This window comes from Pseudomonas sp. 05N36 (assembly GCF_056397385.1).
In genome coordinates, this window is the sequence record NZ_JBFTNH010000027.1 from 32425 (window position 1) to 45966 (window position 13542).

The window sequence follows — 13542 nt, forward strand, 5'->3', positions numbered from 1 at the left end:
GCTTCGCCAGCGGCTACAAGGGATTTGCGTTCACTGCTCATTCACGTCTCCCCAGGCGCCGGGACGCCCGATCGAGCCAGAGGTAGATCACCGGGGTGGTGTAAAGCGTCAGCATCTGGCTGAACACCAGCCCGCCAATAATCGAAATGCCCAGCGGCCGACGCAGCTCCGAGCCGTAGCCGCTGCCGAGTACCAGCGGCAACGCACCGAGGATCGCCGCCAGCGTTGTCATCATGATCGGCCGGAAGCGGATCAGGCACGCCCGGCGAATCGCTTCCTTGGCGCTGAGCCCCTGCTCCCGACGCTCGGTGATTGCAAAGTCGATCATGATGATCGCGTTCTTCTTGACGATGCCGATCAGCAAAATCACGCCCACCAAGGCAATGATCGACAGCTCGGTGCCGGTCAACAACAAGGCAATCAGCGCGCCGACGCCGGCCGACGGCAAGGTCGACAGGATGGTCAACGGGTGCGTCAGGTTTTCGTAGAGGATGCCCAGCACGATGTACACCGACAACAACGCTGCGCAGATCAGCAACGGCTCGCTGGCCACCGATGACTGGAACACCTGAGCCGTCCCGGCGAATTGCCCGACCACGCTGGCGGGCATTCGCAGCTGTGCCACGGCATTATCGACCAATGCCGTGGCCTGGCCGATGGACACGCCGGGCGCCAGGTTGAACGACGCTGTCACCGCTGGGAACGTGCCCTGGTGGCTGATGGAAATGGCCGTGCGATCCACCGAGTAATCGGCCAGCGCCGACAACGGCACCAACTGCGGGTTGGCGTTGGCACTCAGGTTCGGCACAACGCTGCGGCCCCTGCTCACCGCGAGCGTGCCGACCGGCACATAGATCGAGCCGAGCGTTGCCGGGTCAGTCCAGTACGGCGGCGCCACTTCCATCACGATATGGTACTGATTGGCCGCGCGATAAATAGTCGAGACCTGGCGCTGGCCAAAGGCGTCGTACAGTGTCTGGTCGATAGCCGAAATACTGACCCCGAGCCGTGCCGCCACATCGCGGTTGATCTTTATATTGGCCCGCAGGCTGTTGTCCTGCTGATCGGTGTTGAGGTCGGTCAGTTGCGGTAACGCATGCAACGCCGCCAGCACCTTGGGCACCCATTCATCCAGCGCGCTCTGGTCATCGGCGGTCATCGTGTACTGGTACTGCGCACCACTCTGGCGACCACCGACGGTGATGTCCTGAGACGACTGCAAATACAGGCGCGTGCCCGGCATCTCGCCGAGGGTGCGGCGCACTTGCGTAATCACCTGATCGGCGCCGTCCCGGCGTTCGGCCAGCGGCTTGAGGGCAATGAACAACTGCGCCGTGTTGATCGCCCCGCCACCGCCGACAAAACCGCCCACCGTCAGCACGTTCGGGTTGCCCAGTACCTTCTGGTTGATCTCCCTAAAACTGCGTTGCATCGTCACGTAGGAAACGCTTTGTGGCGCGACGATGCTGCCGGACAAACGCCCGGTGTCTTCCTGTGGAAAAAAGCCCTTGGGCACCCACACATACAACACCCCGGCGAACGCAATCACCAACAGCGTGAGCAGGCCCATCAGCACCGAGTGCTCGATGACCCAGCCGAGGGTACGGTCGTAAAACCGGTGAAATCGCGAATCGGGTTGATCGCTGTCCTTCGTCGCCTGCTTCTGAGTGCGCAGCAATAAACTGGAGAGCATCGGCGTGACCGTCAGCGAGATCAGCATGGAAATCATGATCGCCACCGACAAGGTGATCGAAAACTCGCGAAACAGCCGCCCGACAATCCCGCCCATCAACAGCAATGGAATGAACACCGCCACCAGCGATACGCTGATGCTCAGCACGGTGAAACCGACCTCCTGCGCACCCACCAGAGCGGCCTGTAGACGGCTTTCGCCTTTTTCCAGGTGACGCATGATGTTCTCGACCACCACGATCGCATCGTCCACCACGAACCCGGTGGAAATGGTCAGCGCCATCAGCGACAGGTTGTTCAGGCTGTACCTGAGGAAATACATCGCGCCAAAGGTCCCCAGCAGCGACAACGGCACTGCAATGGCCGGCACCAGGGTGCTGCGCCAATCGCGAAAGAAGCCGAACGTCACCAGCGTCACCAGCACAATCGAGGCGATCAACGACAACTCGACATCGTGCAGCGACGCACGAATGGTGGTGGTGCGGTCCATCAGGATATTGAGTTTGATGCTCGCAGGAATCGAACTCTGCAGGAACGGCAGTTCGGCTTTCACCGCATCCACGGCACTGATGACGTTCGCCCCCGGCTGCTTGAACACCACCAGCAGCACCGCCGATTTGCCGTTGGACAGACCGAAATTGCGCAAGTCCTCGGCGTCCTCACGCACATAGCCAAGGTCTGATAGATGCACCACATCGCCGTTGTGTTGCCTGACCACCAGCGGCGCGTAGTCGTCCATCGTGTAGAGTATGTCGTTCGCCGCAATGCCGTGGGATTGCGCCCCGATGGCCACCGAGCCCTTGGGCAGGTTGGCGTTGGAGGTGGCGATCACCGCCCGCACCTGCTCCAGGCTGACGCCGTAGTGATTGAGCCGATCCGGGTTCAGCTCAATGCGCACTGCCGGCAAGGCGCCGCCGCCGACGATGACATCGCCGACGCCTTTGGTTTGCAGCAGGCGTTGCTCCAGCAGAGTCGAGGCGACATCGTACATTTGCCCCGGCGTGGCGGTGTCGGAGGTCAGGCTGATGACCAGAATCGGTGAATCGGCGGGGTTGACCTTGCGGTAGGTCGGGTTGCCCGACAAGTCACTCGGCAGGTTGGTCCGCGCCGCATTGATCGCCGCCTGCACGTCCCGCGCGGCGCCGTTGATGTCGCGGTTCAAATCGAATTGCAGGTTGATCCGGGTCGCGCCCAAGGTGCTGGACGAAGTCATCTGGGTGACCCCGGCGATCTGTCCGAACTGGCGCTCCAACGGCGTTGCCACCGAGCTGGCGACGGTGCTCGGGTCGGCTCCGGGCAGCGATGCACGGACGCTGATGGTCGGGAAATCCACCTCGGGCAAGGGCGCCACCGGCAGCAACAGAAACGCCAGGATCCCGGCCAGCGCCAGCCCCGCCGCTAACAGGGTGGTGGCAATCGGGCGCTGGATGAACGGCGCGCTGAGGTTCATCGCCGTCAGCCTTCAACGACCGGAGGCCGCCCACTAAAACGGCGCTCCAGTTTATGCATGGCGAGGAAAATCACCGGCGTGGAGAACAGCGTCAGCAATTGGCTGAGCAGCAGCCCGCCGATGATCGTAATTCCCAACGGATGCCGCAGCTCGGAGCCGATCCCGGTGCCCAGCGCCAATGGCACCGCACCGAACAGCGAGGCCATGCTGGTCATCAGAATCGGTCGGAAACGCAGTTCGGCCGCCTGCCGGATCGCCGCCTGCGGGCTCAAACCACCCTTACGCTGCAGCTCCAGCGCAAAGTCGACCATCATGATGCMGTTCTTCATGACGATGCCGATCAGCAGCACGATGCCGATCAAACCAATGATGTCGAACTGCGTGCCGGTGATCAGCAGCGCCAGCAACGCACCCAGCGCCGCCGACAGCAAGGTCGAGAGGATCGTCACCGGGTGCACGAAGCTTTCGTAGAGAATCCCCAGCATCAGGTACACCACGACAATCGCCGCGATCACCAGGAACACCTGATTGGATAATGACGCCTCGAAGGTCGCCGCCGCACCTTCCAGCGACGCTTGCACGGTCGGCGGCAAGCCGAGTTGCGCCTCGATGTCCTTGAGTTGATTCACCGCTGAGCCCAGGGTCTGGCCGGGCGCCAGGTTGAACGACACGTCGGCGTAGGGAAACTGTCCGAGCCGGTTGATGGTGATCGGCGTGCGCACCACTTGCATGCTGGCCATGCTCGACAGCGGCGCCACCCCTCCCCCCGGAATGTTCACGTAAAGGCCGGTGAGCAGATCGGCCAGGTTATGCGGCGGATGATCAGTGGCCAGCACCACATGATATTGATTGAGCTGGGTGTAGAGGGTCGACACCTGACGCTGGCCGAAGGCGTCGTACAGCACATCGTCGATGGCTTGCGGCGTAATGCCCAGGCGCGAAGCGGTGGCGCGGTCAAAGGTCAGCTGGATCTGATTGCCGAACTGCAAGGCCTGGCTTTGCACGTCGGTGAACATCGGCTCGTGCTTGAGCGCGGTCAGCAATTTGCCGGTCCACAGCGCCAGCACCTGCGGATCGATGGCTTGCAGGCCGAGTCGATAGCTGGTGGTCGACACCGTGGCATCCAGCGTCAGGTCCTGCACGGCGTGCAGGTACAGACGAATGCCGGCGTCATTGCTGTTCGCATCAGAAAGCCTGCGGATCACCGCCGCGCTGCTGTCGCGCACTCCATGGGGTTTGAGGTTGATCAGCAGGTTGCCCTGGTTGATCGTCGGGTTGGTCTGGTCGATGCCGACAAAGGACGACAGGCTCTCGACTGCCGGATCTTGCAAAATCCTTGCGGCCAGTCGCTGCTGCTCGAGCTGCATCTGCTGGAACGAAATGGTCGGCGAGGCCTGGGAGATGCCCTGAATCAGTCCGGTGTCCTGCTCGGGAAAAAAGCCCTTGGGCATCACCACAATCATCAACAGGGTCAGCAACGCGGTACACACCACCGAGATCAGTGTCAGCACCTGGTGGTCCAGCACCCAATCCAGGCCGCGCAGGTAATGGCCATTGATCCGGTCGAAAAAGTCGACCCGCCGCTCCTGCTGCCGGGGCTTGAGCATCCGTGCGCACATCATCGGTGTCAGGGTCAGCGAGATCAGCGCCGAAATAATGATGGTCACCGCCACGGTCATGGCGAATTCGCGAAACAGCCGCCCCACCACATCGCCCATGAACAGCAGCGGGATCATCACCGCAATCAGCGCCACCGACAGCGAAATGATGGTGAAGCCGATTTGCGCCGAGCCCTTGAGCGCGGCCTGCAACGGCGGCTCTCCGGCCTCGATGTAGCGCGTGATGTTTTCGATCATCACGATGGCGTCATCGACCACAAAACCGATGGCGATAGTCAGCGCCATCAGCGTCAGGTTGTTCAGCGAGAAGCCCAACGCGTAGGCCACCGCCAGCGTGCCAATCAGGGTCAGCGGCACCGTGACGGCGGGGATTACCGTCGCCGGGATCTTGCGCAGGAACAGGAAAATCACCAGCACCACCAGCACCACCGCGACCGACAATTCGTACTGCACGTCGGTGACCGAAGCGCGGATGGTCTGGGTGCGGTCGGTAAGCACAGCAACTTTCAACGTACCCGGCAGACTGGCGCGCAGTGTCGGCAACAGTCGCTGGACCCGGTCCACCACATCGATCACGTTGGCCCCGGGCTGGCGCTTGATATTCAGCAGAATCGAGGGCGTGCTGTCGGTCCAGGCCGCCTGACGCGGATTCTCCGGCCCCTGAAAGGAACTGGCGATTTGCGCCAGACGAATCGGCGCACCGTTTTTATAAGCGATCACCAGATCCTGATAGTCATCGGCCGACTGCAACTGATCGTTGCCGCCAATCGAGTACGCCTGGAACTTGCCATCGATGTTGCCTTTGGCCTGATTGACGTTGGCATTGCCCAGCGCCGTGCGCAGCTCTTCCAGTGACAATCCCAGGTTGTTCAGCGCCGAGGTATTGGCCTGAACCCGCACCGCCGGGCGCTGTCCGCCGCTGATGGTGACCAGGCCGACGCCGGTGATCTGCGAGATTTTCTGCGCCAGTCGAGTGTCGGCAAGGTCTTCGATTTTGGTCAGGGGCAGCACGTCGGAGGTCAGCGACAGCGTCAGCACCGGGGCGTCTGCCGGGTTGACCTTGCTGTACACCGGCGGGTACGGCAGGTTCGTTGGCAGGAACGTCCCGGCCGCGTTGATGGCGGCTTGCACCTCTTGCTCGGCGATATCCAGCGACAACGCCAGATCAAATTGCAGGGTAATCACCGAGGCGCCGTCGGAGCTGGTGGAGCTCATCGATTTGAGCCCCGGCATTTCGCCGAGCTGGCGCTCCAGTGGCGCGGTGATCGACGAGCTGACCACCTGCGGACTGGCGCCGGTGTATTGGGTAAACACCTGAATGGTCGGGTAATCGACCTCGGGCAGTGCCGACACCGACAGAAAGTGATAACCGAGTATCCCCAGCAACAACACCGCCACCATCAACAGCGTGGTGGCGACCGGCCGCTCGATAAAGGGCCGCGAGACGTTCATGGCTGCCGGCTGTTCATTGGGCAACGACCTTCACCGGCGAGCCATCATCGAGCTTGTCCGCGCCCTCGGTGATCACTTGCTCGCCGGGCTTGAGGCTATTATCGAGAATCGCCGTGACGTCGCCCATCGACGGGCCGGCCTTGATGTTGCGCAAGCTGGCCTTGTCAGCGTTGACCACGAACACGAAGTCACCTTTGCTGCCGTGTTGAATCGCCGTGGTCGGTGTCACCGGCACCTGGTTCAACGTGTCAGCCTTGAGCCGGGCGTTGACGAACTGGTTGGGAAACAACGCATTGGCAGAGTCGTCGAACTGCGCCTTGGCCTTGATCGTGCCAGTGCTGGTGTCCACCTGGTTATCCAGCGCCAGCAGACTGCCGGTGCCCAGCAGGCCGTGTTTGTTGCGGTCGTAGGCGAGCACCGTCACCGGCCCTTTGGCCATCGCCTGATGGATCGCCGCCAAATCATCCTCGGGCACCGCGAACACCACCGTCGCCGGGCGCATCTGGGTAATCAGCGCAATGCCCGTGGTAGTGGCGGTGGTCACGTAGTTGCCCGGATCGACCAGCCGCAACCCCACCACACCATCGACCGGCGAGGTAAGGGTGCAGTAACTCAACTGGACTTCGAGGTTCTGCACACTGCCTTGATCGGCAGCGACCGTGCCTTGTTGCTGTTGCACCAGGGACGCCTGGGTGTCGAGGGTTTGCTGGCTGGTGGAACCGATCTTGATCAGTTCGCGAAAACGCGCCAGATCACGCTGGGCATTACTCAACAGCGCTTGATCGTGAGCCAGCGTGCCTCTGGCCACCGCCAGTTGCGCCTTCAGCGCCCGGTCGTCGATCCGCGCGATGACCTGGCCCTTGCGCACCTGCTGGCCTTCCTCGAACTCGACCGAGGCAAGAATGCCGTTGACCTGCGTGATCACGGTCACACTGCGGGTGGGCGTGACCGTCCCCAGGGCGTCGATGTACACCGGGATATCCTGCAAGGTCACTGCCGCAACCGCCACCGGCTCGGCAGGCGCAGGCGGCTTGCCTTTGTGTTGCCCACTCTCGCGGTAAAACCACAGGGCGGCGGCCAACAACACCAGCAGCACAGCCCCGATCAGCAGAGCACATTTGCCTCGCCTGCTCCTCACCACGGTTTCTCACTCAAACGGACTGAACACCAAACGCAACGATGCGAAGTGAATGCCGGGCCGTTTACACAAGAAATGGCCAAAAGGCCTGATCGCTCACTTGAACTTTAGCAGTGCGCCTGCCATTCACTCGCCCATCCAGCCGTTTGTTCAGCCCTGAGACAGGCGCAAACGACGAGGGGCAGCAGGCGGCATTCTTGAGCGCCGCGCGAGGCCGGTGCTACCATGCGCAACCGCCAGTATCGGCAAGGAATCACCTGGTTTATGAGCACTATCCGCGAGCGCAATAAAGAACTGATCCTGCGTGCCGCCAGTGAAGAGTTTGCCGACAAAGGCTTCGCTGCGACCAAAACCAGTGACATCGCGGCCAAGGCGGGGTTGCCCAAGCCCAACGTCTATTACTACTTCAAATCCAAGGAAAACCTCTACCGTGAGGTCCTGGAAAGCATCATCGAGCCGATTCTCCAGGCCTCGACGCCGTTCAACGCCGACGGCGTGCCGAGTGAAGTGCTCAGCGGCTACATTCGTTCGAAGATCCGTATCTCCCGTGACCTGCCGTTCGCATCCAAGGTGTTTGCCAGCGAGATCATGCACGGTGCGCCGCACCTGAGCGCCGACCTGGTCGAACAGCTCAACGCCCAGGCCAAGCACAACATCGACTGCATCCAGACCTGGATCGATCGCGGCCAGATCGCCCCGATCGAGCCCAACCACCTGATGTTCAGCATCTGGGCCGCGACCCAGACCTACGCCGACTTCGACTGGCAGATCTCCGCCGTCACCGGCAAGGCCAAGCTGGACGAAAGCGACTACGAAGCGGCGGCGCAGACCATTATTCGGTTGGTGCTCAAGGGCTGCGAGCCGGACAGGTAGACCGCAGCGCGCCCATCGCGAGCAGGCTCGCTCCCACAGGGGATTTGTGAACACTACAGATCCAATGTGGGAGCGAGCCTGCTCGCGATGGGGGCAACTCGGTATTCGGTCAAACCCAGATAGCATCCCACAGCGGATAATCGCCCAGTCGCTCAACCAGCCCCGCCCGCAATGGGTTGGCCACAACATACCGAGCCAGCTTTACAAGATCTTCCTCACGGCGCAGCGCACGATCATGAAAGCCTTTCTGCCAAAGGCTGACCTTACGACCGGTAGACCGGTTCACCGCTTTAGTACTCAATGACTTGGTCCTTTGCATCAATCCACTCAGCGCCCCCTGCTGCAACTCGATCAACCAGTGAAAGTGATCGGGCATGACTACCCAGGCCAATGAGTTGGCACAGCCTTGGTCTTGCGCGGCGCGAAACTGTGCGATGACTAATCTACCCAAGACAAAGTCGTTGAAAACAGGCTCTCTACCAAACGTGTTGGCAGTCAGAAGGTAAATTCGGTTGGGCTCGGCATACCGGCCAATGCGCAAGCGATGTGAAGCGGGTAAATCAGGCATTCCCTTGCCCCTTTCATGATCAAGTCATGAAGAAGGCTAGACCTGTGAATGCCGGATAGTAGGGCGGACTTTTAGCTGGATGTGTCTGGTAGATAGTCATCGCGAGCAGGCTCGCTCCCACATTGGATCTCCTGTGTTCACAAATCCCCTGTGGGCGAGCCTGCTCGCGATAGCGGTAGATCAGGCAACTCAGATCAAGCCGTCACCCCCGCATCCGCCCGCAGCCCCTGCTCTTCAATAGCGCTGATCGCGCATTGTTCATCAATGTCCGAGGTGTCGCCGCTGATGCCGATGGCCCCCAGCACAACCCCATCCTGATCACGAATCAGCACCCCGCCCGGCGCGGGTACCACGCTGCCCTGCCCCAGGCTGTTCAACGCGGCGATAAACGCCGGGCGCTGTTGTGCGTCCAGCGCCAATAGCCGCGAGCCCTTGCCCAGCGCGATCGCGCCCCAGGCTTTGCCGATGGCGATCTGTGGACGAAGCAGGCTCGCGCCGTCTTCGCGTTGCAAGCTCAACAAATGCCCGCCCGCATCGAGTACTGCAATGGTCAGCGGTGCCGCGGCGATCTTGCGCCCGGAGGCGATGGCCCGATTGGTCAGGCTGACTGCGACTTTCAAGGTTAAAGCGCTCATGGGTGCCGTCCTTATCTTGTTATGGGAAAGCCTTTGGGGTTCTGTTTGCTTCGAAGCCCGATGCAACAAATAGAACACAATGAATTATTTTTTTGTATACAATAATTCTCGAAATGCGGCTCATGCGACGAAACGCCACAGTGTTTATGGCCCTCCGACGAATGAAACAACCGCTTGAGAAAATGGATTGACCTGCGCCGTCCGCCGTGAATACACTCTGCGCAAAGCCACTTGTATACAATTACAAAACGTAAAGAGGCACAATACCATGAGCAAAATGAGAGCAATCGAAGCCGCCGTTCTGGTGATGCGCCGTGAAGGGGTTGATACCGCTTTTGGCATTCCCGGCGCTGCAATCAACCCGCTGTACTCCGCCCTGCAAAAGGTCGGCGGCATCGATCACGTCCTCGCTCGCCACGTTGAAGGCGCCTCGCACATGGCCGAGGGTTACACCCGCACCAAGGCCGGCAACATCGGCGTGTGCATCGGCACTTCCGGCCCTGCCGGTACCGACATGGTCACCGGGCTCTACAGCGCCTCGGCCGACTCGATCCCGATTCTTTGCATCACCGGCCAGGCACCCCGCGCCCGCATGCACAAGGAAGACTTCCAGGCCGTCGACATCACCAGCATCGTCAAGCCGGTGACCAAGTGGGCGACCACCGTTCTGGAGCCGGGCCAGGTGCCTTACGCGTTCCAGAAAGCCTTCTATGAAATGCGCTCCGGCCGTCCAGGCCCGGTACTGATCGACCTGCCGTTCGACGTGCAGATGGCCGAAATCGAATTCGACATCGACGCTTACGAGCCACTGCCCTTGGCCAAGCCAGCGGCAACCCGCAAGCAAGTCGAGAAAGCCCTGGCCATGCTCGATCAGGCTGAACGTCCATTGCTGGTAGCCGGCGGCGGCATCATCAACGCCGATGCCAGCGATCTGCTGGTGGAATTCGCCGAGCTGACCGGTATTCCGGTTATCCCGACCCTGATGGGCTGGGGCACGATCCCGGACGATCATCCGCTGATGGTTGGCATGGTTGGCCTGCAGACTTCGCACCGTTACGGCAACGCGACGATGCTCAAGTCCGATGTGGTGCTGGGTGTGGGTAACCGTTGGGCCAACCGTCACACCGGTTCGGTCGACGTGTACACCGAAGGCCGCAAATTCATTCACGTCGACATCGAACCGACCCAGATCGGCCGCGTGTTCACTCCAGATCAAGGCATCGTTTCCGACGCGGGCCTGGCACTGAAAATGTTCATCGAAGTCGCCCGCGAGTGGAAAGCCGCCGGCAAACTGAAGGACCGTAGCGCCTGGCTGCAAGACTGCCAGCAGCGCAAGGCCAGCCTGCACCGCAAGACTCACTTCGACAACGTGCCGGTCAAACCGCAGCGCGTCTACGAAGAGATGAACCAGGTGTTCGGCAAAGACACCTGCTACGTCAGCACCATCGGTCTGTCGCAGATTGCCGGCGCGCAGTTCCTGCACGTCTACAAACCGCGGCACTGGATCAACTGCGGTCAGGCCGGCCCCTTGGGCTGGACCATTCCGGCAGCACTGGGCGTGGTCAAGGCTGACCCGAGCCGCAAGGTTGTAGCACTTTCGGGCGACTATGATTTCCAGTTCATGATCGAAGAACTGGCGGTGGGCGCGCARTTCAAACTGCCGTACATCCACGTTGTGGTGAACAACTCATACCTGGGTCTGATCCGTCAGGCGCAGCGCGGTTTCGATATGGATTACTGCGTGCAGCTGTCCTTCGACAACCTCAACGCACCGGAGCTCAATGGTTATGGGGTTGACCACGTAGCGGTTGCCGAAGGCCTGGGTTGCAAGGCGTTGCGCGTGTTCGAACCGGCGGGCATCGCCCCTGCCCTGCGCAAGGCTGAGGAGTTGATCGAGGAGTTCAAGGTTCCGGTGATCGTCGAGATCATCCTGGAGCGCGTGACCAACATTTCCATGGGTACCGAGATCAACGCCGTCAACGAATTCGAAGACCTGGCGCTGGTCGGCAGCGACGCACCGACGGCGATTTCGTTGCTGGATTAAGAATGACTTGTCACCTGTAGCAGCTGCCGAGGCACGAGGCTGCGTTGCGTGTCCGCAGGACCGCCGTCGGGGGCCGCTTCGCAGCCCAACGCAGCCTCGTGCCTCGGCAGCTGCTACAGGCACATATTTTTTACAGGAGACCACCATGCCGCGTTTCGCAGCCAACCTGTCCATGCTGTTTACCGAGCAGGATTTTCTTGCCCGCTTCGAAGCGGCCGCCAAAGCCGGCTTCAGCGGTGTCGAATACCTGTTCCCTTACGATTTCAGCTCCGCCGATATCAAGGCTCAACTGGATGCCAACGGTCTGACTCAAGTGCTGTTCAACCTGCCGGCCGGTGACTGGGCCAAAGGTGAGCGCGGGATCGCCTGCCATCCGGATCGCGTGGAAGAGTTCCGCGCCGGCGTCGATCTGGCGATCGCTTATGCACAGGTTCTGGGCAACACCCAAGTCAACTGCCTGGCCGGTATCCGCCCACAAGGCGTCGACGATGCCACCGTGGAAAAGACCTTTGTCGCCAACCTCAAATATGCCGCCGACAAGCTGCAAGCGGTGGGCATCAAACTGGTGATGGAAGCCATCAACACCCGCGACATCCCGGGCTTCTACCTGAACAACACCGCCCAGGCACTGTCGATTCGCGAACAAGTGGGCAGTGCCAACCTGTTCCTGCAGTACGACATCTACCACATGCAAATCATGGAGGGCGACCTGGCCCGCACCATGGCCACGCACCTGGAAGAGATCAACCACATTCAACTGGCCGACAACCCGGGCCGCAACGAGCCGGGCACCGGTGAAATCAACTACCGCTTCCTGTTCGAACACCTGGACCGCATCGGTTACCAGGGCTGGGTCGGCTGTGAATACAAGCCGCTGACCACCACGGAAGCGGGTTTGGGCTGGTTGAAAACCCACAACGCAATCTAAAGCAAAACCTGTGGGAGCGAGCCTGCTCGCGATGAGGCCATAACATTCGACATCACTGTTGCCTGTTCCACCGCTATCGCGAGCAGGCTCGCTCCCACAAAAGCGGCGCTCCCCTATTTGCTTGAGCAACATAAAAACAAGAGGATTTTCTCATGGCTAAAATCGGATTTATCGGCACCGGCATCATGGGCCACCCAATGGCGTTGAACCTGCAGAAAGCCGGTCACAGCCTGTTCCTGTCGGCGCACCACGACCCTGCTCCGGCTGACCTGGTCGCCGCTGGCGCGGTCGCTCTGGCGAGCCCGAAAGAAGTCGCTCAGGAAGCCGAATTCATCATCATCATGGTGCCGGATACCCCGCAGGTCGACGACGTGCTGTTCCGTGCCGACGGCGTCGCCGCCGGGGTTGGCAAAGGCAAAGTGGTCATCGACATGAGCTCGATCTCGCCGACCGCGACCAAAGCCTTCGCGGCGAAGATCAACGAGAAAGGCGCGCAATACCTCGACGCTCCGGTGTCTGGTGGTGAAGTCGGCGCCAAGGCCGCGACCCTGAGCATCATGGTCGGTGGCGACAACGATGCGTTCGAACGTGCGCTGCCACTGTTCCAGAGCATGGGCAAGAACATCACCCTGGTCGGTGGCAATGGCGACGGTCAAACCGCGAAGGTGGCGAACCAGATCATCGTGGCGCTGAACATCCAGGCCGTGGCCGAAGCGCTGCTGTTCGCCTCGAAGAACGGTGCTGATCCCGCCAAGGTCCGTGAAGCGCTGATGGGCGGTTTCGCCTCCTCGAAGATCCTTGAAGTGCACGGCGAGCGCATGATCAAGGGCACCTTCGATCCAGGCTTCCGCATCAGCCTGCACCAGAAGGACCTCAACCTGGCGCTGGCCGGTGCGCGCGAGCTGGGCATCAACCTGCCCAACACCGCAGGCACCCAGCAAGTGTTCAGCACCTGCGCGGCCCTCGGTGGCAGCAACTGGGACCACTCGGCGCTGATCAAAGGTCTGGAACACATGGCGAACTTCTCGATTCGCGATAAGTAAGCCCTGCACAAAACCTGTGGGAGCGAGCCTGCTCGCGATGAAGTCACCGCGGATACACCTGAAACACCGTGGTGCCTGAATCGCGAGCAGGCTCGCTCCC

Annotated in this window: 9 protein-coding genes; 4 read left to right on the top strand and 5 right to left on the bottom strand. The window is 60.9% G+C overall.

The features are described from left to right. Positions 1–37 precede the first annotated feature (37 nt). Genes AC1DIH_RS25820 through AC1DIH_RS25830 form a run of 3 tightly spaced genes read right to left on the bottom strand, consistent with a single transcriptional unit; the run spans position 38 to position 7354 of the window. A complete protein-coding gene (locus AC1DIH_RS25820) occupies positions 38–3142 on the bottom strand; it encodes an efflux RND transporter permease subunit (protein ID WP_477773776.1) in 3105 nt (1034 codons plus the stop codon). Positions 3143–3147: 5 nt separating this feature from the next. Then, entirely contained in the window at positions 3148–6213 is a 3066-nt protein-coding gene (locus AC1DIH_RS25825; protein WP_477773800.1) for an efflux RND transporter permease subunit, read from the bottom strand. 13 nt (positions 6214–6226) lie between these two features. Next, entirely contained in the window at positions 6227–7354 is a 1128-nt protein-coding gene (locus tag AC1DIH_RS25830) for an efflux RND transporter periplasmic adaptor subunit (RefSeq protein WP_477773777.1), read from the bottom strand. Positions 7355–7615: 261 nt separating this feature from the next. On the opposite strand from AC1DIH_RS25830, the gene AC1DIH_RS25835 reads away from it, so the two are divergent. Further along, positions 7616–8224 (top strand): TetR/AcrR family transcriptional regulator, encoded by a 609-nt coding sequence (locus AC1DIH_RS25835; protein WP_103319032.1) that lies wholly within the window; start codon positions 7616–7618, stop codon positions 8222–8224. Positions 8225–8333: 109 nt separating this feature from the next. Here the strand turns inward: AC1DIH_RS25835 and AC1DIH_RS25840 are convergent, their stop codons facing one another. Beyond that, positions 8334–8792, bottom strand: coding sequence for an REP-associated tyrosine transposase (locus tag AC1DIH_RS25840; RefSeq protein WP_477773778.1), 459 nt, complete (start codon positions 8790–8792; stop codon positions 8334–8336). Between the two features lie 194 nt (positions 8793–8986). Beyond that, positions 8987–9427: a GlcG/HbpS family heme-binding protein gene (locus AC1DIH_RS25845; protein WP_477773779.1), complete on the bottom strand. Its 441-nt coding sequence runs from the start codon at positions 9425–9427 to the stop codon at positions 8987–8989. Positions 9428–9695: 268 nt separating this feature from the next. Between AC1DIH_RS25845 and gcl the strand changes: the two genes are divergently transcribed. The 3 genes from gcl (at position 9696) to AC1DIH_RS25860 (ending at position 13442) form a co-directional block, all read left to right on the top strand. Further along, the gene (gene gcl / locus AC1DIH_RS25850; RefSeq protein ID WP_477773780.1) at positions 9696–11471 is read left to right on the top strand and encodes a glyoxylate carboligase; all 1776 of its coding nucleotides are present in this window, start codon (positions 9696–9698) and stop codon (positions 11469–11471) included. Between the two features lie 145 nt (positions 11472–11616). After that, positions 11617–12399 carry a hydroxypyruvate isomerase gene (gene hyi / locus AC1DIH_RS25855; RefSeq protein WP_429540308.1) on the top strand — a complete coding sequence of 261 codons (783 nt, stop codon included), beginning with the start codon at positions 11617–11619 and terminating at the stop codon, positions 12397–12399. A gap of 152 nt (positions 12400–12551) precedes the next feature. Continuing rightward, entirely contained in the window at positions 12552–13442 is an 891-nt protein-coding gene (locus AC1DIH_RS25860) for a 2-hydroxy-3-oxopropionate reductase (protein ID WP_477773781.1), read from the top strand. Positions 13443–13542 lie beyond the last annotated feature (100 nt).